The organism is Pseudomonas botevensis (assembly GCF_019145475.1).
GTDB lineage: Bacteria > Pseudomonadota > Gammaproteobacteria > Pseudomonadales > Pseudomonadaceae > Aquipseudomonas > Aquipseudomonas botevensis.
The window spans coordinates 26,492-47,506 of record NZ_JAHTKI010000030.1 but is presented as its reverse complement, the minus strand read 5'-3'; the positions used below and the strand labels follow the sequence as shown (position 1 = coordinate 47,506).

The following is a 21,015-nucleotide window of genomic DNA, read 5'->3' as shown; positions in this document are numbered from 1 at the left end:
GCTGACACATCCGGTGATTGCTGCATGGGCCGGCGCTGCCTAGGCTGCAAGCATCGTTCACGGAGATCGCCCATGTCCGCACCGCTGGCCTCACTGAAGATTCTGGATTTCTCGACCCTGCTGCCGGGGCCGTTCGCCTCGTTGTTGCTGGCGGACATGGGCGCCGAGGTGTTGCGCATCGAATCGCCGACCCGCCTCGATCTGTTGCGGGTGCTGCCGCCCCACGACCGGGGCGTGTCGGCCAGCCACGCCTGGCTGAACCGCAACAAGCGCAGCCTGGCGCTGGACCTCAAGCGGCCCGAAGCGCTGGAGGTGGTCAAGCTGTTGCTGGCGGACTACGACATCGTCCTGGAACAGTTCCGCCCCGGCGTGATGGAACGGCTGGGGCTGGGGTATGAGGCACTGAAGGCGATCAATCCGAAACTGATCTATGTGTCGATCACCGGGTACGGCCAGACCGGGCCGTACAAGGATCGCGCTGGGCATGACCTCAACTATCTGGCGCTGGCCGGGCTCGCCAGTCACACCGGTCGCGCCGACAGCGGACCGGTGCCGCTGGGCGTGCAGGTGGCGGATGTCGCCGGAGGTTCGCTGCACGGGGTCATTGGTCTGCTGGCGGCGGTGATCGCCCGCCAGCAGAGCGGGCAGGGCAGCCATCTGGACGTGAGCATGACTGATTGTGCGTTCAGCCTGAATGCCATGGCGGGCGCCGGGTATCTGGCCTGCGGCGAGGAGCCGGGCCGGGAGGAACAGATACTCAACGGTGGCAGCTTCTACGACTATTACCGCTCCCGTGACGGGCGCTGGATGTCGGTGGGCAGCCTGGAACCGGGCTTCATGCAGCAACTGTGCGCGGCGCTGGGCCGCCCGGAGCTGGCGGCGCAGGGGCTGTCACCCAGGCCTGAGCAGCAACGGGCGCTGAAGGAGGCCTTGAAGGTCGAGTTCGAGAAACACGACTTTACCGAACTGTGCGAGCTGTTCGCCGGGGTCGACGCGTGTGTCGAGCCGGTGCTGAGTCTGGGCGAGGCGGTGCGCCATCCCCAGTTGCAGGCGCGGGAACTGGTGGCCCAGGTGCCGCGCGGGGATGGATCGACACAGGCGCAGATCGCGTGTCCGCTGAAATTCTCTGAAGCATTGCCGGCGCCCCGGCATGTCGGGGCGGCGCTGGGGCAGCATACGGATCAGGTGTTGGGGGAGTTGGGGTTCAGTGCCGAGCGGATTGCGCAGTTGCGGGAGGGCAGGGTGATTGTTTAGTGCCGTCTCCGGCTACTCGACCCGCATCTCCCCGCTGAACACCAGCGTATGGCGACAGCGCCGGCACAAATACCGTCGTCCCTGTCGCACCAGGCTGTGCCGCTGCGCCGAAAACGGAAAATCACTGTCGGTGCACGGGCATTTATAGATATAGCGGGTCACGCTGCGGCGTTTGACTTCATAGGTGTGGCAGCGATCCGGCGGCAGCTCATAGACACCGCGCATGATCAGTTGCCATTCCTCGCCATGGGGCTGGATACGGTCGCCGAACAGCTGATGGGCGATCAGATGCGCGACTTCGTGGGCCACGGTCTGTTTGAGGAAGTGTTCGGTGTTTTCCCGGTACAGCTGCGGGTTGAAGCGCAGCAGGTTCTCGTGCAGATGCGCGACCCCGGCTTTTTGCCCACGCAGCTTGAGGCTCACGACAGGGCGTTTGAAAGGACGTTTGAAAAAGGATTCAGCGAGTTGGTAACAATCTTCGACGCGGGTATTGAGTTGCTCGGGCATGCTTGATGGATCTCCAGAGGCGTCGAGTATGCCGCAACCCTGGGGGCTTGCGAATCGCTGAACTGCCGAATGGTCGTCGACAGTCGTTGTGATACGAGAAGGCCGCCTCGCGGCGGCCTGTATTGGCAGATCTTATAGTTCTCGCGGGGGAATCAGTTCAATTGGTATATACCGGGCCAACGCCCAGCCCCCAGACAATCACGGTGAACGCCATGATGGCCACCAGCACCACCAGGCCCACCGCCAGCACCGAGCTGGAGAACAGGAAGCCCTCGTCCGACGGAATGTTCATGAAGGTCGGCAGCCCCACGTACAGCAGGTACACCGTGTAGCAGATGGCCGCCGTGCCGACGATCATCCCCAGCCACATATGCGGATACAGCGCTGCCAGCCCACCGACGAACAGCGGTGTCGCGGTGTAGGTGGCAAACGCGACGCAACGGGCCAGGCTCGGGTTGGCATCATAGGTGCGGGCCATCCAGTGGACGAAGGCCCCCATGACCGCGACCCCGCCGAGCATCGCCAGATACGACATGACGGTCATCCAGATCGCGCTTTCCACGGTCAGCATCACCGGGGCGCGACTGCCGATCACCCAGCCGACCTGGGTCGTGCCGATGAACGCCGAAACCGCCGGAATCGCCGCCAGAATCAGCGTGTGCGTCAGGTACATGTGGCTGATGCTTTCCTCTTGGTCGCCACGGATTTCTTTCCATTCCTGGTCGGGGTGGGTGAAAAGTCCCACTACGTGATGGATCATGCCAGTCACTCCTCTTGTTATTGCCATCGCCCCCCAGCGGAGCGCCTACGGGCCAAGGTGGCCGAGCAAATACAGGTCTTCAGATGTGTGCGACCTTAAGTCGCAGTATAGAAAGGTCTTACCCGTACAGGTGATAGGGGCTTAGAGCAAATCGCGCTGTAAACACGGCGCGTAATCGCCTCGGGGTCTGTACGAAACGGATTTTTCGCCGACGACAACCTGTGGCCACAAGGCTGGGGTTTTTGCGTAAAATGCCCGCCTTTCGTCACACCTCACGGATTTCGCGTCATGGGCACTCTCACGGTCAACCAGAACAAACTGCAGAAACGCTTGCGTCGCCTGGCCGGCGAAGCGGTCGCTGACTTCAACATGATCGAAGACGGCGACAAGGTCATGGTCTGCCTGTCCGGCGGCAAGGACAGCTACACCATGCTCGATGTGCTGATGCACCTGCAGAAGGTTGCGCCGATCAAGTTCGAGATCGTCGCCGTGAACATGGACCAGAAACAGCCGGGCTTCCCCGAGCATGTGCTGCCGGCCTATCTGAAAGAGCTGGGCATCGAGTACCACATCGTCGAGAAAGACACGTACTCGGTGGTCAAGGAGCTGATTCCTGAAGGCAAGACCACCTGCTCGCTGTGCTCGCGCCTGCGTCGCGGCACGCTGTACACCTTCGCCGACGAAATCGGCGCGACCAAAATGGCCCTCGGTCATCACCGCGACGACATCGTCGAGACGTTTTTCCTCAACATGTTCTTCAACGGCACCCTCAAAGCCATGCCGCCGAAGCTGCGCGCCGACGACGGTCGCAACGTGGTGATCCGTCCGCTGGCGTACTGCAACGAGAAGGACATCCAGGCCTATTCGGACTTCAAGGCCTTCCCGATCATCCCGTGCAACCTCTGCGGTTCGCAGGAAAACCTGCAGCGCCAGGTGGTCAAGGAAATGCTCCAGGACTGGGACCGCAAGACCCCGGGCCGCACCGAAAGCATCTTCCGCAGCCTGCAGAACGTGGTGCCGTCGCAACTGGCCGACCGCAACCTGTTCGACTTCACCAGCCTCAAGATCGACGAAACCGCTGCCTCGCGCTTCGTCAATGTGGTCAATCTCTGACCGGTTTTTCCGGGAGCGGGCAAACCCGCTCCCACGAGGTCTTCATTTCAATCCTCAGGAGAGGGCATGCGCGATTACAAATGGCTGCACGAATACTGTCTGAACCGTTTCGGTTCGGCGGCTGAACTGGAAGCCCATCTGCCCGTTCCCAAGACTCCCGCGCAATTACGCAAGATCAGCGACGACCGCTACCTCTCGACCATGGCCCTGCGGGTGTTTCGCGCCGGGCTCAAGCACAGCCTGGTGGACGCCAAGTGGCCGGCCTTCGAGGAAGTGTTCTTCAAGTTCGATCCGGAAAAAGTCGTGCTGATGAGCGCCGAACACCTTGAGCGCCTGATGCAGGACGCGCGGATCATCCGCCACCTGGGCAAGCTCAAGAGCGTGCCGCGCAATGCGCAGTTCATCCTCGACGTCGAGAAGGAGAAGGGCAGTTTCGGCGCGTTGCTCGCCGACTGGCCGGTGACCGACATCGTCGGTCTGTGGACGTACCTGAAAAAGCACGGCCATCAGTTGGGCGGGTTGTCGGCGCCACGGTTTTTGCGGATGGTCGGCAAGGACACTTTCGTGCCGAGCTACGACGTGGTCGCGGCACTGAACGCGCAGAAGATCGTCGACAAGGTGCCGAGCAGTCTGCGCGATCTGGCGACGGTGCAGAATGCATTCAACCAGTGGCATGAAGAAAGCGGCGGTCGGCCGATGAGCCAGATTTCGATGATGCTGGCGTATACCGTCAATCATTGAGACCGCAGGGCAGCTTTCACGGGCCAGCCCGCTCCCACAGCCGATCCAGTGTGGGAGCGGGTTTGCCCGCGAAGGCGTCAGGTCAGGCGACGCTGATTTCGCCTTCCCCCGCCAGTTTGCGGTTCAACTGATACCGCCAGCGCACATACAGCAGCGCCGAGCAGAACACCGCCAGACTGGCGATCATTTCCAGCACGCCAAACAGCTGTCGGCTCGGGTCGTACGCGGCCAGTGCGCCCTTGATGAAATACAGGTTCACCACAAAACACATCCACGAATGCCCGCGCGCGCTGCCCATGATCATGCCCGGTGCCAGCACCAGCCACGGGATCAGCTCGATCAGCAGAATCACCCATGGCCGCGCGCCGTGCAGGTCGGCGAAGATCAGGTAGTAGGCGGCGAGCAGTCCGGCCAGGCCGAAAAAGCACAGCAGACTGATCACCCGCATGGCCCGCACCCGTGGCTCCAGCCACTCGATGGCGGGCAGGACTTTCGGCTTTCTGGCCATCTCAGTTCCCCAGCTTCAGCGCGGTTTTCGCCAGACGGGCGCCGAGTGCGCGGCACAGCGCCACTTCGTGCTGATCGAGACCGCTTTTGCCATCGGCCCCGGCGTGATGGCTGGCGCCGTAAGGCGTGCCGCCACCCTGGGTTTCCAGCAGCGCCGATTCGCTGTAGGGCAGGCCGGTGATCAACATGCCGTGATGCAACAACGGCAGCATCATCGACAGCAGGGTGGTTTCCTGGCCCCCGTGCAGGCTGGCGGTGGAGGTGAACACCCCGGCCGGTTTGCCCACCAGCGCGCCGGTCAGCCACAGGTTGCTGGTGCCATCGAGGAAATACTTGAGCGGCGCGGCCATGTTGCCGAAACGGGTAGGACTGCCCAGCGCCAGGCCGGCGCAGTTCTTCAGATCATCCAGCGTGGCGTAGAGCGCGCCTTCGTCGGGGATGTCCGGGGAGACGGCTTCGCATTCGGTGGAGATCGCCGGCACGGTGCGCAGGCGCGCCTCGAGGCCGGCCTGTTCGACACCCCGGGCAATCTGCCGGGCCATCTCGTTGGTCGAGCCGCTGCGGCTGTAATACAGAACCAGAATGTACGGCGCGCTCACGGCAGCAGCTCCAGGATCTGCTCCGGTGGCCGGCCGATCACGGCTTTGCTGCCGACTTCGAGAATCGGCCGCTCCATCAGTTTGGGATGCGCGGCGATGGCGGCGATCAATTGGTCTTCGCTGAGGCTGTCGTCGGCCAGCTGAAGCATTTTGTATTCATCTTCCCCGGTGCGCAGCAGTTGCCGCGCGCTGATCCCGAGCTTGCCCAGCAGCGTCTTGATCTGCGCGGCGTCCAGCGGGGTTTCGAGGTAGCGCACCACGTTGGGCGTCAGGCCTCGGGCTTCGAGCAGTTCCAGCGCGCCACGGGATTTCGAGCAGCGCGGGTTGTGATAGAGCGTCAGATCGGTCATGGCGGGTCGCTTATGGCGTAAAGTGGCGGCTATTCTAACTGTGCAGCGCGCAATCCTGAACCTTGGGAGGCGATGGGTCGCAGGCGCATTCAATTTTTCACAAGGAACACGACATGACACGGCGATTGGCAGCGGCATTGACGATACTCGGGGCGTTGATGCTGGGGGGCTGCGGTAACGACTATGGCATCGACCAGAACGGCCAGAAGGTCGCCTCCGAGCGTCTGGACAAACAGTGGGTGGTGCTCAATTACTGGGCGGAATGGTGTGGGCCGTGCCGCACGGAAATCCCCGAGCTCAACCATTTGGCCGATGAGCTCAAGGGCAAGAAGGTCGGGGTGTTCGGGGTCAACTTCGACAATGTGCAGGGTGAAGAACTCAAGAGCGCCAGCGAGAAACTGGGCATCAAGTTCACCGTGCTGGCGCAGGACCCGGCGGACCTGTTCGAGCTGCCGCGCAGCGAGGCCTTGCCGGTGACCTACATCATCGACAACAAGGGCAAGGTGCGTGAGCAGTTGATGGGCGAACAGACGGCGGCGGGGGTGATGGCGAAGCTGGAGGCGTTGCAGGCGACTAACTGAGTGCCGTTGCTGATTGAGGAGCCGGCCTCAGGAATTGCCCCTCACCCCGGCCTCTCCCTCCGGGAGAGGCCGGGCGACCTAGAGGCTCAGCCCTCTTCCAGCCACCAGCGCAAAGGCTTGCCTTCCGCCGGCCAGAAGCGCATCTGCTCGATCGGCGAAATGTCCCAGCGCTCGACGTGTTCCAGCGCCTGCAGGAAGCGTTGTTCCTGTTCCATGAGCGCCGGCGCGCACTGTTTGCGGGTCTTGCCGATCTTGCCGAAGCTCAGCTTGTCGCCATCGAGGGTGTACGGGGCGAACCAGTGGTTGCAGCCGCCATTGCCATACGCCCGGCCATCGTCGCCGAGGGTCACGGTGAGGTGGCTGTAGTCCATCAACGGGCGCTCGCCGATCCACTCCAGAATGTAGCTGCGGTTCTGTTCCAGTTGCACAGGCTCCGCCGCGCAGCCCATCAGGCCGGCGCCGACCGCGACGGTCATGGCGAGCTGTTTCATCACGCTGGCTCCTGGCAGTTCGGGCACAGGTGCTTGTCACCGACGGCTTTCCAGCCCAGTTCGGCAATGCGCGCGGTGGCGGCGGATTTTTCTGCCGGTTTGCCGAGCTTGGCATCTACCGCGAACTCGAAACTCAGCTCCTTGGCGCAGCTGTCGCAGTTGACCTGCCAGGTGTGGATCGCCAGTTCGCCGAACACCGGGCCGCAGGTCATTGCAGTCCACTGGCCGGGCGGGTTGATCAGGTGGCGAACGCTTTCGACGGTCAGGCGCATGGACAAGTCTTTGGCGCCTTTGAGCGTCACCAGCAACACATCACCGGTGCGAATCGAGCCACCGTTGCCGGTGACCTGATAGCGGCCCGGGACGACAGCGCGGCATTCAGTGAGGGTGTGTTGCGGGTTCATCAGGGTGTAGCGGAAATCGTGTTCGACCATGGGTCCTCCAAATATGCGCGACATGCTAGCACGGGCTCGATTGCAGAATGATGCGCGCTTGCGACCTTCGATCCGGTTCAAATCGACACTGCAGTCATGGCAAACTGCCCGCCATTCAATCTGAAGGAACGGAACATGGCGCTGATCGAATGTTATGAATGCAAGCGGAGCATCAGCTCTGAAGCCAGTGCGTGCATTCATTGCGGGGCTCCGATGGCAGAGCCGCAGGCCCAGGCTGCACCCGTCGCTGCGAAGAGCTCGACGATTTCCTTTGGCAGCCTGCCTCGCAACAGCGCGGTGCCCGAAGCGGTCGCGGCCACTCTGGCACCGGCGCCGTTACCGAAAGTGATGCCGGCCGCTGCCGGGCGTCGACGCCGGCAGCCAGCCGAGCAAACGGTCGAGCCTCAGGTGAACGTCGACGGTTCCCGTCCGGTGGAAGGCTGGCTGAAGATCATGGTGTTTCTGATGCCGATGATTTTTGTCTGGTTCCTGCTACGCGGCGGCCACTCGGCCAAGCAGCGTCTGTTCGGTTTCGGCTGGCTGGCGTTGTTGATCCTGGCGTCCTCGCTGTCGCCCAAATAAAAGCCTCAACCCTCAACCTGGTTCTGTGGCGATCCCGCCGCCCAGGTCGCGATGTTGTGCAACGTCGTCGCGGCGATCGCGCCCAGGGCTTCGCGGGTCAGGAATGCCTGATGCGCGGTGACGATCACGTTCGGGAACGTCAGCAGCCGCGCCAGCACGTCGTCCTGTAGCGGCAGGTCGGAGCGGTCTTCGAAAAACAGCTGCGCTTCTTCTTCATAGACGTCCAGTCCCAGATAACCCAACTGACCCTCCTTGAGCGCGTCGATCAGTGCCGGAGTGTCCACCAGACCGCCACGGCCGGTGTTGATCAGCATCGCCCCCGGTTGCATGTGCGCCAGCGAATCGCGGTTGATCAGGTGCTTGCTCTGCTCATTGAGCGGGCAATGCAGGCTGATGATCTGTGACTGCGCGAGCAGCTCCGGCAGGTCCAGATAGCGGGCGCCCAAGGCTTCGACAGCGGGGTTTGGATACGGGTCGAACGCCAGCAATTCACAACCGAAACCGTGCATGATTTTCGCGAAGGTGGCGCCGATCTGCCCGGTGCCGACGATGCCGACGGTCTTGCCCACCAGATCGAATCCGGTCAGCCCGTGCAGGCTGAAATCTCCTTCACGGGTGCGGTTGTAGGCCCGATGCAGGCGCCGGTTGAGCGCGAGGATCAGGGCCACGGCATGCTCGGCCACCGCATGCGGCGAGTAGGCGGGCACCCGCACCACGGCAAGTCCCAGGCGTCTGGCGGCCACCAGGTCGACATGGTTGTAACCGGCCGAGCGCAGGGCGATCAGTCGCGTGCCGCCCTGGGCCAGGCGTTCCAGCACCGGTGCGCCAAGGTCATCATTGATAAAGGCGCAGACCACTTCATGGCGGTCGGCCAGCGCGGCCGTATCGAGACTGAGCCGCGCCGGTTGAAAGTGCAGTTCGATACCGGCCGGACAGTCGGCGACAAGGAAGCTCTCGCGGTCGTATGTCTGGCTGCTGAAAACGATTGTGCGCATGCTGCCCTCCTGGAATATCGTCGCGGGGCAAAAACACCCGCGACAACTTTAGCTGGCTCTGCCATCCCCGGCATTGCCGTGGATCAGGCGCCGATCTTCGCCTGTGCGGCCAGACGATTGATCGCCCGTTCCAGCTCATCCAGGGCCATCGGTGCTTTCGGGTCTTCCTTTTTCAGCAGGGTTTCACTGCGCTGGCAGGCCGCGCGCAATTGCGGCACGCCGCAGTAGCGAGTGGCGCCGTGCAGGCGATGGACCCGTTCGAGCAACGCGTTGGGGTCCTGGCTGTCACGGGCGACGCGGATCGCTTCACGGTCGGCTTCCAGCGAGGCCAGCAACATCGCCAGCATGTCGGCGGCCAGATCCGCCTTGCCCGCTGCCAGGCGCAAACCTTCTTCGTGATCGAGCACCGGCAGTTCCTGGGCGCCCACCGGGGTTTCGCTGATCCGGTCCGGCGCCTGATTGCGCAGGGCCAGGCCGGTCCACTTCAGCACCACTTGCGCCAGTTGCCGCTCGCTGATCGGTTTGGTCAGGTAGTCATCCATGCCGCTGTGCAGCAGCGCGCGTTTTTCGTTGGCCATGGCGTGGGCGGTGAGGGCCACGATAGGCAGCGGCGTGCAGTGCCGTTCGCTTTCCCACTGGCGGATGGTTTCGGTGGTCTGGCGCCCGTCCATGCCTGGCATCTGCACGTCCATCAATACCAGATCGAAGGTCTCGGTCTGCACGGCCTTGACGGCGGCATAACCGCTTTCCACCGCGAGTACCTTGGCGCCCATGTCTTCGAGCAGGGTTTGCACCAGCAAGAGGTTGGCCGGGTTGTCGTCGACGCACAGCACTTTCGGTGCGCGGCTCGACAGCGGTTCGCCGGGCTCGCTGCGCAACGGGCGCGGGTTGACCAGATCCGACAGCGCCCGCCGCAGCTTGCGTGTGCAGGACGGTTTGGCTTGCAACTGGCTGTGCGGATTGGGCACCGACAGATGGAACAGCGTCTGTTCGGTGGTCGGGCATAGCACCAGGACTTTGCAGCCCAAATGTTCGAGGTCCCAGATGTGCTGGTTCAGGCGCTCCGGCGGCATGTCGTTGCTGGTGATGCCGAGCACCGCCAGGTCGATGGCCTGCTCGGTCTGGTGCGCACCGGTGACGCCGTTGGCGAGATTTTCCAGGGTATTGAACGTGGTGACGTCGAGGCCGCAATCTTCCAGTTGATGCTGCAACGCCTGACGGGCCAGTTCATGATTTTCCAGTACCGCGACCCGGCGTCCGAGCAGCGGCGCGGCGGGCAGGTCTTCGGTGTCGTCGCGGGTCTTGGGCAGGCTCAGGCTGATCCAGAAATCCGAGCCTTCGCCCGGCGTGCTGTCGACGCCGATTTCGCCGCCCATCTGCTCGATCAGGCGCTTGGAGATCACCAGCCCCAGACCGGTGCCGCCAGGTTGGCGCGACAGTGAGTTGTCGGCCTGACTGAAGGCCTGAAACAGCGCCCGTACGTCCTGGCTCGACAGGCCGATCCCGGTGTCCTGGATGCTGATGCGCAATTGCACGCTGTCTTCGTGTTCGTCCTCGAGCATCGCCCGGGCGACGATGGTGCCTTCGCGGGTGAACTTGATGGCGTTGCTGACCAGATTGGTCAGGATCTGCTTGAGCCGCAGCGGGTCGCCGACCAGCGACAGCGGCGTGTCGCGATACACCAGACTCACCAGCTCAAGCTGTTTGGCGTGGGCGGCCGGGGCGAGGATGGTCAGGGTGTCTTGCAGCAGGTCGCGCAGGTTGAACGGGATGTGGTCGAGCACCAGTTTGCCGGCCTCGATCTTCGAGAAGTCGAGAATCTCGTTGATGATCCCGAGCAGGCTGTCGGCGGACTTTTCGATGGTGCCCAGGTAGTCGAGCTGACGCGGGGTCAGTTCGCTTTTCTGCAATAGATGAGTGAAACCGAGGATGCCGTTGAGCGGGGTGCGGATCTCATGGCTCATGTTGGCGAGGAATTCGGACTTGATCCGGCTGGCTTCCAGCGCTTCCTTGCGAGCCAGATCCAGCTCGATGTTCTGGATTTCGATGGTCTCGAGGTTTTGCCGCACGTCTTCGGTGGCCTGGTCGACGCTGTGTTGCAACTCTTCGCGGGCGTTCTGCAGGGTGCCGGCCATGCGGTTGATGCCGGAGGCCAGTTCGTCCAGTTCCTGACTGCCGAGTGGCGGCAGGCGGGTTTCCAGATGACCGTCCTTGAGTTGCGCCACGGCCTGTTTGATCTGGCTCAGCGGCCGGTTGATCGTGCGGCCCATGCGCACTGCCAGCAACGCCGCCCCGGCCAGACCGAAACCGATCAGCAGCAGGCTGGCGAACAGGCTGCGATAACCGCGCAGCAGCATGCCGTTGTGCGACAGCTCCAGTTCGACCCAGCCGAGCAATCGGTCGGACTCTTCGGGAATCAGTTCACCGGCGAGGTTGCGGTGCTTGCCGAACACCGGCATCAGGTAGCGGGTGGCATCGTTGCCGCTGCGGCGCAGCAATTGGTTGCTATCGCCGCTGGGGGCCTGGTTGAGCATGGTCGGGCCGGCGTGGGCCAGTGGCGAACGGTCGGGCGCGAGGAAGGTCACCGCCCGCATATCCGGTTGTTCGAGGGACTGGGTGGCGATGCGTTCGAGCAGTTCGCTGTCGCCGTGAGCCATGGCGGGCGCCACCAGCGGGGCCAGTTGCTCGGCGATCATTTCCCCGCGCTGCATCAACTGGTTTTGCAGATCGGACTGCTGCATCCATGTGAAATAACCGCCCAGCACCAACGCCATCAGGCTCGTCGGCAACAGGGTCAGCAATAACACGCGACCTTTGATTCCCAGTTTCTTGAGCACACCTGTCTCCCGCATCCCGCCCATTGACTCACACGTGCTTCCGGCACGCGACATTGGCGCAGTGTAGCGATTTGCAGGCGGGCGTTCTTCGGAAAAATGATGTCGTCATTCGTCGGCCCGAGGCTGTTCGTTCGCTCAGCAAGTGAACCTCGGGTTGCCCGATCTCCGGCAATCTTGAATAATCGGACAACTGAGAATTATTTGCAGATAGTCATGACTCCTGTTCCTGTCGGCCAGCCACGCATTCTTTCCATCGAAGACGATCCGGTGCTCGGTGCCTATGTCCATGAACATCTGGGCCGCAGTGGTTTCCAGGTGACGTGGTGCCAGAACGGCAAGGATGGTCTGAACATTGCCAGGCACCAGCCGTTCGACGTGGTACTGATGGATATTCTGCTGCCGGGGCTGGACGGCCTGAACCTGTTGACCCAGTTGCGTCAGAGCCATTCGACGCCGGTGCTGCTGATGTCGGCGCTCGGGGCCGAGGCCGATCGCATCAGCGGTTTTCGCCTGGGCGCCGACGATTATCTGCCTAAACCGTTCAGCATGGCCGAGCTGCATGTGCGGATCGAAGCGATCCTGCGCCGGGTGGCCCTTGATCGGCGTCCGCCTGCTGTCGCCGTTCCGGTGGCAGCGGGCGGATTGCGGTTCGACGATGAACAGTGCGAGGTGTTTTACCGCGAACATCCCGCCGGGCTGACCCGCAGCGAATACCGCTTGCTCGAAACCCTGCACCGCAATGATGAGGAGGTGCTGAGCAAGGCCTTCCTTTATCAGCATGTCCTGCAGCGCGGTTACGCGGCCCATGATCGCAGCCTCGACATGCACATCAGCCAGATCCGCCGCAAACTCAAGGCCATCGGTTATACCGAGCGTGAAGTGCGCACGGTGTGGGGCAAGGGTTACGTGTTGAGCGCCGTTGATGAAAGTGTCTGACCTGCCGGGCCGGCATTCACTGTTCTGGAAACTCGCCTGTCTGCTGGTGGCGTTCTGTCTGCTGATGATCTGGCTGAGCTGGTCGTGGGGCCGCTATATGGAGCAGCGCAATCAGTTCCTCTCGGACGAAGCCCGCGGCACGCTCACGCGTTATGCCGCCGAGGCCGAGCGGGCCTGGTTGCGTGCCGAGCGCGATGGTGTCGACAGCTGGCTGCAGAGCATGGAGTTGCGTGAGGCCGGATGGGTCGGGGTGATCGGCGCTGACTTGCAGTCGCTGGGCAGCGATCCCCTGACCGAACAGGAAATCCAGCACCTGACCTTTCTGCGGGGGCTCGACTGGCCGATCCACAAGAAAGGCCGGCCATGGCTGCGCGTGCCGTTTCCGGGCAATCCGGCGGCGGGCATTCTGGTCATCGAGTTGCCCGAGCGTTTCGTGCCGGGCAAATACAAGGTGTTCTGGCGGGTCATCACCAACGGCGTGATTCCCGGGCTGTTCACCTTGCTGTTGTGTGTCGGCCTGTATCGCCTGTTGGTGGTGCCGCTGAACAATCTGCGTGAGCAGGCCAACGCTTGGCGTGCCGATCAATTGCATGTGCGGCTCTCCAGTGGTATCACCCGCCGCCCGGACGAACTTGGCGAACTGGCCCGGGCTTTCGATTCGATGTCCGAACGCCTGCAATCCACCGTGGCCCTGCAACAGCAGTTGCTGCGCGACCTTTCTCATGAGTTGCGCACACCGCTGAGCCGCTTGCGGGTCGCCAGTGAAAGCGAACAAGGCTTGCTGCCGCTGCGTGAGCGCATCGGTCGTGAAGTCGATGTCATGCAGCGGCTGGTGGACGACACCCTGCAACTGGCCTGGCTCGACACCGAGCGCACGCCACTGCCGGACGAAGCGATCCAGATCCAGGCGCTGTGGGAAATGCTCACCGACAACGCCTGTTATGAAAGCGGCTGGCCGAGCCTGCAACTGCAATGCGCGGTTGAGTCGTCTTGCTGGGTGCGTGGCAATCTCAACACCCTGGCCCAGGCGCTGGAAAACATTCTGCGCAACGCTATCCGGCATTCTCCCGAGGACGGCATCGTGCGGCTCGATGGGCGACGCGACGGCGATTACTGGCACCTGTGGCTGGAGGATCAGGGCGGCGGGGTGGCCGAGGAGGATCTGGAACGGATCTTCTCGCCATTCACCCGCCTCGACGGGTCGCGGCCGGGAGATGGCGGATTCGGGTTGGGGCTGAGCATCGCCCGCAACGCCGTGCAGCGTCAGGGGGGGCAGTTGTGGGCGGAGAATGGCGCGGAAGGGTTGCGGCTGAATTTCCGACTGATGGCGGATGAGGGTGGCGCGTCCGTTGATGCCTTCGCGGGCAAGCCTGCTCCCGTGGCGAATACATGGACCCCGCAAGTTGTATGAAAGATGTGGGTCATTTGTAGGATTCGACCCGCAGTTAATGCAGGTCTTCCGGCGCTGCCACGGCGGCTTTGCCTGACCCTTCTCGTCTTTCTGTAGGGCATTTCCCAAGCAGTATCAGCGGTCATTTGCAGCGTTTCTGGCGGTTTAAGCTCGGGTTTCCAATCACCCTCAAGGAACCGCGCATGACCGCACCGAACGTTACCAGCAGCACGCCTGATGAGCGCTTCAATGAAGTGCTTTCGCTGATTCACGGCGCCAAACAGAAAGCCATGCAGGCGGTGAATACCCAGTTGATCGAGTTGTATTGGCAGGTGGGCGGGTATATCAGCCGCAAGATAGAAATGGCTGAATGGGGAGATTCGGTGGTAAGCCAATTGGCTGAGCATCTAGCAATCACACAACCAGGATTGCGTGGCTTTACTCGACGCAACCTGTTCAGGATGCGCCAGTTTTACGAGGCTTATCGCGGTAATGAAAAAGTGTCAGCGCTGCTGACACAATTACCGTGGACCCAAAATTTGCTCATCCTTACTCAGAGCAAACTCCCGCAGGAACGAGAGTTCTATCTGCGGCTAGCCATTCAGGAAAAATGGTCGACACGGGAATTGGAGCGTCAGTTCAAAGCTGCGCTGTTCGAACGAGCGGTCACCCAGCCGATCAGCGCTACAGCCTCTCTGAAACAATCCCACCCCTCGGCCCTCGAAATATTCCGCGATGCCTACATGGTCGAATTCCTCGATCTGCCCGGCGTACATGCTGAAACCGATTTACATCAAGGCTTGCTGGGGCGTCTCAAGGAATTCCTCACCGAACTCGGCCGCGATTTCTGTTTTGTCGGCTCCCAATACCCGCTCCAGGTCGGCAGTCGGGATTTTGCCCTGGATCTGTTGCTTTTCCACCGTGGACTCAACTGCCTGGTCGCCATTGAACTCAAGGTCGGTCGTTTCGAACCGGAATATCTGGGCAAGCTGAATTTCTACCTGGAGGCGCTGGATCGCGATGAGCGCAAGCATCACGAGAACCCCGCCATTGGCGTCCTGCTGTGCGCCAGCAAAGAAGACGAGGTGGTTGAGTACGCGCTCAATCGCAGCCTCTCTCCCGCGTTGATCGCGGAATACCAGGTACAGCTGCCCGACAAGCAGTTGCTGCAAGCCAAGCTGCACGAGTTCTATGCATTGAACGTTGCCGAGGCGCAAAGTGCCGAGTCAGCTGCTTATTCCCATAAACCATAAGCACCGCACTTTGCGTGATATGGCCTGCGCGGGTTTGCCGGTATGATAGGCGCCCCCGCACGTCCGGATTGCGAATACGCCATGACTTTGCAGTACCCAACCATCGCCGATTGCGTCGGCAACACCCCGCTGGTTCGTTTGCAGCGCCTGCCTGGCGAAACCAGCAACACCTTATTGCTCAAGCTGGAAGGGAACAATCCGGCGGGTTCGGTCAAGGATCGTCCGGCGCTGTCGATGATCACCCGTGCCGAGTTGCGTGGGCAGATTCATGTCGGCGATACGCTGATCGAGGCGACCTCGGGCAACACCGGGATCGCCCTGGCGATGGCCGCCGCGATCAAGGGTTACAAGATGATCCTGATCATGCCGGACAACTCCAGCGCCGAACGCAAGGCAGCGATGACCGCCTACGGTGCCGAACTGATTCTGGTCAGCCAGGAAGAAGGCATGGAAGGCGCCCGCGACCTCGCTCAGCGAATGGAAGCCGAAGGCCGTGGCAAGGTGCTGGACCAGTTCGCCAACGGTGACAACCCCGAAGCGCACTACACCACCACCGGCCCGGAAATCTGGCGTCAGACCCAAGGCAGCATCACCCACTTCGTCAGTTCGATGGGCACCACCGGCACCATCATGGGTGTGTCGCGTTACCTGAAAGAGCAGAGCGAAAGCGTGCAGATCGTCGGCCTGCAACCGATGGAAGGCGCGGCCATTCCCGGCATCCGCCGCTGGCCGCAGGAATACCTGCCGAAGATTTATCAGGCCGATCGTGTCGACCGCATCGTCGATATGGCGCAGAGCGAAGCCGAGGACATCACCCGGCGTCTGGCCCGTGAAGAAGGCATCTTCTGTGGCGTCTCTTCGGGCGGTGCGGTGGCAGCGATGCTGCGCCTGTCCAAAGAACTTGAAAACGCGGTGATCGTCGCGATCATCTGTGACCGTGGCGACCGTTACCTGTCGACCGGCATTTTCGACGCGCCCAACTGATGGCCAAGCATGAGAGAGGCCTGCGCTTCCAGCCCACTGGCGGCAGCAAGGCCCCGCAAGTCCCGACCGGTAAAAAGCAGCGCTTGAATATCGAGCGCCTGGCCAACGACGGTCGGGGGATCGCGTTTTTCGAAGGGCGTACCTGGTTCGTGCTCGGTGCCCTGGCCGGTGAAGAGGTCGAGGCACGGGTGCTGGGCGCGCACGGCAAAGTGGTCGAGGCGCGCACCGAACGGGTGTTCAATGCCAGTGAATTGCGCCGTCCGGCGCCGTGCCAGCACGCTGGCCGCTGTGGCGGTTGCAGCGTCCAGCATCTGCCCCACGATGAACAGCTTGCCCTGAAACAGCGCATGCTCGCCGAGCAGTTGTCACGGGTCGCCGGTGTCGAGCCTGATGAGTGGGCTGCGCCGTTGACCGGTCCCGAATTCGGTTATCGCCGCCGCGCCCGGATCGCCGTGCGCTGGGACATGAAGGCAAAAAATCTCGAAGTCGGTTTCCGTGCCGCCGGCAGTCAGGACATCGTTGCGATCAGCGAATGCCCGGTGCTGGTACAGCCCTTGCAGCCGATCATGACCCGCTTGCCGGAGATGCTCCGGCGTCTGAGCAAACCTCAGGCACTGGGACATGTCGAGTTGTTCAGCGGTTCGTCGCTGGCGCTGTTGCTGCGGCACATGGCGCCGCTGTCCGAGGCCGACCTGACGATCCTCAAGGATTTCTGCGCGTTCCATGAAGCGCAATTATGGCTGCATGGCGAAGGCGAGCCGCAACCGGTGGATGCCACGCAATCGTTGGGGTATCGCCTGGAGCAATGGGATCTGCAACTGGCCTATCGGCCGGGGGATTTCATTCAGGTCAACGCCGGGGTCAACGAGGCGATGGTCACCCAGGCCCTCGACTGGTTGAAACCGACGCGCGACGAGCGCGTGCTGGACCTGTTCTGCGGTCTGGGCAACTTTGCCCTGCCGCTGGCCAGGGCCGTGCGCGAGGTGGTGGCGGTCGAGGGCGTGCAGACCATGGTCGAGCGCGCAGCCAGCAATGCGGCCAGCAACAATTTGCATAACACAAAGTTTTTTCAGGCCGATTTATCCCAGCCTTTGACTGATGCCGAGTGGATCGGAACAGGCTTTTCTGCGGTACTCTTGGACCCACCGCGTGACGGTGCTTTCGAGGTGGTGCGCAAGCTCGCGACCCTGGGTGCCGAGCGGTTGGTCTATGTGTCGTGCAACCCTGCAACTCTGGCGCGCGATACGGTCGAATTGATCAAGCAGGGCTACCGGTTAAAACGTGCCGGGATTCTCGATATGTTTCCTCAGACGGCGCATGTCGAGGCCATGGCGTTATTTGAAGCGAGCTAGGATGGCTCGTCTGATCCGACTGGTCCGCCCGTGCAGCGCTCGTCTTAGCCCCGCGAGCGCAAACGGGCAATGAAGGTCAGTGATTTGACGCATTGAATCTGCGTCGTAGGGAAGGTAAAGCAAGATGGTACAGGTGAGAGCACACCAGCCGATCAATACTGACGGCAGTATCAATCTCGAGGCTTGGCTCGATCATGCGGTCAGTGTCGATCTGGCACTGGATCGCGAAGCCTTGAAAGAGGCCTGCGAGTACGCTCGACAGGCCGAGCAGCAATCCAATGCAGCGAAGAATCTGTGGTCCGAAGGCAGTGGCAGTTTCAGCACCGGCCTTGAGATCGCCGAGATTCTCGCCGACCTCAAACTCGATCAGGATTCGCTGGTCGCCGCGGTGCTTTACCGTGGCGTGCGCGAAGGCCAGATCGAACTCGCGGCGGTCAGTCAGCGCTTCGGCCCGGTGGTGGCCAAGCTGATCGACGGCGTGCAGCGCATGGCGGCGATCAGTGCCAGCCTCAGCCCGCGCCAGTCCATGGTGATGGGCACTCAGGGCCAGGTGGAAAACCTGCGCAAGATGCTCGTGGCGATGGTCGACGATGTGCGCGTCGCGCTGATCAAACTGGCCGAACGCACCTGCGCGATCCGTGCGGTGAAAACCGCTGACGACGAAAAGCGCAACCGCGTCGCCCGGGAAGTCTTCGACATCTATGCGCCACTCGCGCACCGGCTCGGCATCGGTCATATCAAATGGGAACTGGAGGACTTGTCCTTCCGTTACCTGGAGCCCGATCAGTACAAGCAGATCGCCAAGCTGCTGCACGAGCGGCGACTGGATCGCGAGCGTTTCATCAGCGACGTGATGAGCCAGTTGAAGAACGAATTGCAGGCCACCGGCGTCGAGGCCGACATCAGCGGCCGGGCCAAGCACATCTATTCGATCTGGCGCAAAATGCAGCGCAAGGGCCTGGAATTCAGCCAGATCTACGACGTGCGCGCGGTGCGGGTGCTGGTGCCGGAAATGCGCGACTGCTACACCGCGCTCGGCATTGTCCATACCCTGTGGCGACACATCCCGAAAGAGTTCGACGACTACATCGCCAACCCCAAGGAAAACGGTTATCGCTCGTTGCACACGGCGGTGATCGGTCCTGAAGGCAAGGTGCTGGAAGTGCAGATCCGTACCCATTCGATGCACGAAGAAGCCGAGCTCGGCGTCTGCGCGCACTGGCGCTACAAGGGCACCGACGTCAAGTCCGGCTCGAACCACTACGAAGAGAAAATCTCCTGGCTGCGTCAGGTGCTCGAGTGGCACGAAGAACTGGGCGATATCGGCGGCCTTGCCGAACAGTTGCGGGTCGATATCGAGCCGGACCGGGTCTACATCTTCACCCCCGACGGTCACGCCATCGACTTGCCGAAAGGCGCGACGCCGCTGGACTTCGCCTACCGCGTACACACCGAAATCGGTCACAACTGCCGTGGCGCGAAGATCAACGGGCGGATCGTACCGCTCAACTACAGCCTGCAGACCGGTGAGCAGGTCGAGATCATCACCAGCAAGCACGGCACGCCGAGCCGCGACTGGCTGAACTCCAACCTCGGTTACGTCACCACCTCGCGGGCACGGGCGAAGATCGTTCACTGGTTCAAGTTGCAGGCGCGCGACCAGAACGTTGCGGCCGGCAAGACCCTGCTTGAGCGCGAGCTCAATCGCCTCGGCCTGCCGGCGGTGGATTTCGACAAGCTGGCCGACAAGGCCAACATGAAAACCGCCGAGGACATGTTCGCCGCCCTCGGTGCCGGCGACCTGCGTCTGGCGCAACTGGTCAACCTGGCCCAGCAACTGGTCGAGCCGGAACGCGGCAACGAGCAACTGGAGCTGATTCCGCGCAAGGCCTCCGGCTACAAACCGGGCAAGCGTGGCGACATCCAGATCCAGGGCGTCGGCAACCTGATGACCCAGATGGCCGGCTGCTGCCAGCCATTGCCGGGCGACGCCATCGTCGGCTACATCACCCAGGGCCGTGGCGTGAGCATTCACCGTCAGGACTGCGCCTCGGTGCTGCAACTGGCCGGACGCGAGCCGGAACGGATCATCCAGGTCAGTTGGGGACCGGTGCCGGTGCTCACCTACCCGGTGGACATCATCATCCGTGCCTACGACCGTTCCGGCCTGCTGCGTGACGTCTCCCAGGTGCTGCTCAACGAGCGCATCAACGTGCTGGCGGTCAACACCCGCTCGAACAAGGAAGACAACACCGCGTTGATGTCCCTGACCATCGAGATCCCTGGTCTCGATGCGCTGGGGCGGTTGCTCGGGCGGATTTCCCAGTTGCCGAACATCATCGAAACCCGACGTAACCGTACCCCTTGAAGATCAACGCCGATCAACTGTGGGAGCCGGCTTGCTTGCGAAGAGGATGTGTCAGTCGACCTATTTGTTGCCGGACACTCCGTATTCGCGAACAAGCCCGCTCCCGCACGGGTTTTGTGGTGAGAGATAAATGATGCATAGTCTTGAAGACCTGCTGCACCTGATGAACCGCCTGCGCGATCCGCAATACGGTTGCCCGTGGGACATCAAGCAGACCTACGCGACCATCGTTCCGCACACCCTCGAAGAAGCCTACGAAGTGGCCGACGCCATCGAACGGGGCGACTTCGATCACTTGCAGGGCGAGTTGGGTGATCTGTTGTTCCAGGTGGTGTATTACAGCCAGTTGGCCCGGGAAGAAGGGCGCTTCGAATTTGCCGGTGTGGTCGACAGCATCACCCGCAAATTGATCCGCCGTCATCCGCACGTGTTCCCGACCGGCGATCTGTACGCACCGCTGGACGTGCCGCGACTCGATGAAGAACAGGTCAAGCATCGCTGGGAAGAGATCAAGGCCGAAGAGCGCGCCGAGAAATCCGCCGAGCCGCAACAATTGTCACTGCTCGACGATGTGCCTGCCGCGTTGCCGGCGTTGTCGCGCTCGGCCAAGTTGCAGAAGCGCGCCGGACAGGTCGGTTTCGACTGGCCCGATGCCTTGCCGGTACTGGACAAGGTGCGTGAAGAACTCGATGAAGTGCTCGAAGCCATGTCCGAAAACGATTCGGAGGCGGTGACCGAGGAAATCGGCGACCTGCTGTTTTCCGTGGTCAACCTGGCCCGGCACCTGAAGGTCGATCCGGAAAGCGCATTGCGTGCCGCCAATGGCAAGTTCGAGCGGCGTTTCCGTTTTATCGAACAGGCATTGCGCGACACCCACCGTCCCATGGAAGATTGCACCCTCGAAGAGTTGGACGCCCTGTGGGGCGAAGCCAAGCGTCAGGAAAAGAATTTGCCCGGCTGCGGCTGAGCAGCTGCCCAAGT

General features: G+C 62.0%; 21 protein-coding genes. 12 read left to right on the top strand and 9 right to left on the bottom strand.

The window, feature by feature from the left end; all coding sequences use genetic code 11:
* Positions 1-72: 72 nt before the first annotated feature.
* Positions 73-1,254 carry a CaiB/BaiF CoA transferase family protein gene (locus KVQ74_RS26580; protein WP_217834350.1) on the top strand — a complete coding sequence of 394 codons (1,182 nt, stop codon included), beginning with the start codon at positions 73-75 and terminating at the stop codon, positions 1,252-1,254.
* Between the two features lie 12 nt (positions 1,255-1,266).
* Here the strand turns inward: KVQ74_RS26580 and KVQ74_RS26575 are convergent, their stop codons facing one another.
* Both KVQ74_RS26575 and KVQ74_RS26570 read right to left on the bottom strand, forming a co-directional pair.
* Positions 1,267-1,761: a SprT family zinc-dependent metalloprotease gene (locus tag KVQ74_RS26575; protein ID WP_217834349.1), complete on the bottom strand. Its 495-nt coding sequence runs from the start codon at positions 1,759-1,761 to the stop codon at positions 1,267-1,269.
* A gap of 157 nt (positions 1,762-1,918) precedes the next feature.
* Positions 1,919-2,521, bottom strand: a complete 603-nt coding sequence (locus KVQ74_RS26570) for a Yip1 family protein (protein WP_003227189.1) — start codon at positions 2,519-2,521, stop codon at positions 1,919-1,921.
* A 288-nt stretch (positions 2,522-2,809) separates the two neighbouring features.
* Between KVQ74_RS26570 and ttcA the strand changes: the two genes are divergently transcribed.
* Together ttcA and KVQ74_RS26560 are read left to right on the top strand one after the other, a co-directional pair.
* Positions 2,810-3,634 carry a tRNA 2-thiocytidine(32) synthetase TtcA gene (gene ttcA, locus KVQ74_RS26565; protein ID WP_217834348.1) on the top strand — a complete coding sequence of 275 codons (825 nt, stop codon included), beginning with the start codon at positions 2,810-2,812 and terminating at the stop codon, positions 3,632-3,634.
* Positions 3,635-3,700: 66 nt separating this feature from the next.
* Positions 3,701-4,375 carry a DNA-3-methyladenine glycosylase I gene (locus KVQ74_RS26560; protein ID WP_085683575.1) on the top strand — a complete coding sequence of 225 codons (675 nt, stop codon included), beginning with the start codon at positions 3,701-3,703 and terminating at the stop codon, positions 4,373-4,375.
* Positions 4,376-4,457: 82 nt separating this feature from the next.
* Here KVQ74_RS26560 and KVQ74_RS26555 read toward each other — a convergent pair whose 3' ends face one another.
* Genes KVQ74_RS26555 through arsC form a run of 3 tightly spaced genes read right to left on the bottom strand, consistent with a single transcriptional unit; the run spans position 4,458 to position 5,831 of the window.
* The gene (locus tag KVQ74_RS26555; RefSeq protein ID WP_217834347.1) at positions 4,458-4,883 is read right to left on the bottom strand and encodes a DUF2069 domain-containing protein; all 426 of its coding nucleotides are present in this window, start codon (positions 4,881-4,883) and stop codon (positions 4,458-4,460) included.
* 1 nt (position 4,884) lies between these two features.
* Entirely contained in the window at positions 4,885-5,481 is a 597-nt protein-coding gene (gene wrbA / locus KVQ74_RS26550; RefSeq protein ID WP_096818028.1) for an NAD(P)H:quinone oxidoreductase, read from the bottom strand.
* Complete coding sequence (gene arsC / locus KVQ74_RS26545) at positions 5,478-5,831, bottom strand: arsenate reductase (glutaredoxin) (protein WP_217834346.1); 354 nt, start codon at positions 5,829-5,831, stop codon at positions 5,478-5,480. Before arsC ends, wrbA begins: the two co-directional genes overlap by 4 nt.
* Before the next feature lie 113 nt (positions 5,832-5,944).
* Between arsC and KVQ74_RS26540 the strand changes: the two genes are divergently transcribed.
* Entirely contained in the window at positions 5,945-6,412 is a 468-nt protein-coding gene (locus KVQ74_RS26540; protein ID WP_217834345.1) for a TlpA disulfide reductase family protein, read from the top strand.
* 86 nt (positions 6,413-6,498) lie between these two features.
* On the opposite strand, the gene KVQ74_RS26535 is transcribed toward KVQ74_RS26540, so the two are convergent.
* Both KVQ74_RS26535 and KVQ74_RS26530 read right to left on the bottom strand, forming a co-directional pair.
* The gene (locus KVQ74_RS26535) at positions 6,499-6,903 is read right to left on the bottom strand and encodes an META domain-containing protein (protein ID WP_217834344.1); all 405 of its coding nucleotides are present in this window, start codon (positions 6,901-6,903) and stop codon (positions 6,499-6,501) included.
* Complete coding sequence (locus KVQ74_RS26530; RefSeq protein ID WP_217834343.1) at positions 6,903-7,337, bottom strand: hypothetical protein; 435 nt, start codon at positions 7,335-7,337, stop codon at positions 6,903-6,905. The genes KVQ74_RS26535 and KVQ74_RS26530 overlap by 1 nt, the downstream gene beginning before the upstream one ends.
* Positions 7,338-7,472: 135 nt before the next feature.
* Between KVQ74_RS26530 and KVQ74_RS26525 the strand changes: the two genes are divergently transcribed.
* Positions 7,473-7,919, top strand: coding sequence for a hypothetical protein (locus tag KVQ74_RS26525; RefSeq protein ID WP_217834342.1), 447 nt, complete (start codon positions 7,473-7,475; stop codon positions 7,917-7,919).
* Positions 7,920-7,924: 5 nt separating this feature from the next.
* Here KVQ74_RS26525 and KVQ74_RS26520 read toward each other — a convergent pair whose 3' ends face one another.
* Positions 7,925-8,914 carry a 2-hydroxyacid dehydrogenase gene (locus KVQ74_RS26520; protein WP_217834341.1) on the bottom strand — a complete coding sequence of 330 codons (990 nt, stop codon included), beginning with the start codon at positions 8,912-8,914 and terminating at the stop codon, positions 7,925-7,927.
* 83 nt (positions 8,915-8,997) lie between these two features.
* A complete protein-coding gene (locus KVQ74_RS26515; RefSeq protein ID WP_217834340.1) occupies positions 8,998-11,751 on the bottom strand; it encodes a response regulator in 2,754 nt (917 codons plus the stop codon).
* Positions 11,752-11,964: 213 nt separating this feature from the next.
* On the opposite strand from KVQ74_RS26515, the gene KVQ74_RS26510 reads away from it, so the two are divergent.
* The 7 genes from KVQ74_RS26510 (at position 11,965) to mazG (ending at position 21,001) form a co-directional block, all read left to right on the top strand.
* The gene (locus KVQ74_RS26510) at positions 11,965-12,687 is read left to right on the top strand and encodes a response regulator transcription factor (protein ID WP_217834339.1); all 723 of its coding nucleotides are present in this window, start codon (positions 11,965-11,967) and stop codon (positions 12,685-12,687) included.
* Positions 12,674-14,098, top strand: a complete 1,425-nt coding sequence (locus KVQ74_RS26505) for a sensor histidine kinase (RefSeq protein ID WP_217834338.1) — start codon at positions 12,674-12,676, stop codon at positions 14,096-14,098. The genes KVQ74_RS26510 and KVQ74_RS26505 overlap by 14 nt, the downstream gene beginning before the upstream one ends.
* 182 nt (positions 14,099-14,280) lie before the next feature.
* On the top strand, positions 14,281-15,330 hold the full coding sequence (locus KVQ74_RS26500; protein WP_217834337.1) for a PDDEXK nuclease domain-containing protein: 1,050 nt from the start codon (positions 14,281-14,283) through the stop codon (positions 15,328-15,330).
* Between the two features lie 81 nt (positions 15,331-15,411).
* The gene (gene cysM, locus KVQ74_RS26495; RefSeq protein ID WP_217834336.1) at positions 15,412-16,314 is read left to right on the top strand and encodes a cysteine synthase CysM; all 903 of its coding nucleotides are present in this window, start codon (positions 15,412-15,414) and stop codon (positions 16,312-16,314) included.
* On the top strand, positions 16,314-17,666 hold the full coding sequence (rlmD, locus tag KVQ74_RS26490; protein WP_217834335.1) for a 23S rRNA (uracil(1939)-C(5))-methyltransferase RlmD: 1,353 nt from the start codon (positions 16,314-16,316) through the stop codon (positions 17,664-17,666). The genes cysM and rlmD overlap by 1 nt, the downstream gene beginning before the upstream one ends.
* Before the next feature lie 124 nt (positions 17,667-17,790).
* Positions 17,791-20,034: a GTP diphosphokinase gene (gene relA, locus KVQ74_RS26485; RefSeq protein ID WP_217834334.1), complete on the top strand. Its 2,244-nt coding sequence runs from the start codon at positions 17,791-17,793 to the stop codon at positions 20,032-20,034.
* Between the two features lie 133 nt (positions 20,035-20,167).
* A complete protein-coding gene (gene mazG, locus KVQ74_RS26480) occupies positions 20,168-21,001 on the top strand; it encodes a nucleoside triphosphate pyrophosphohydrolase (protein WP_217834360.1) in 834 nt (277 codons plus the stop codon).
* The last annotated feature ends 14 nt before the right edge of the window (positions 21,002-21,015 follow it).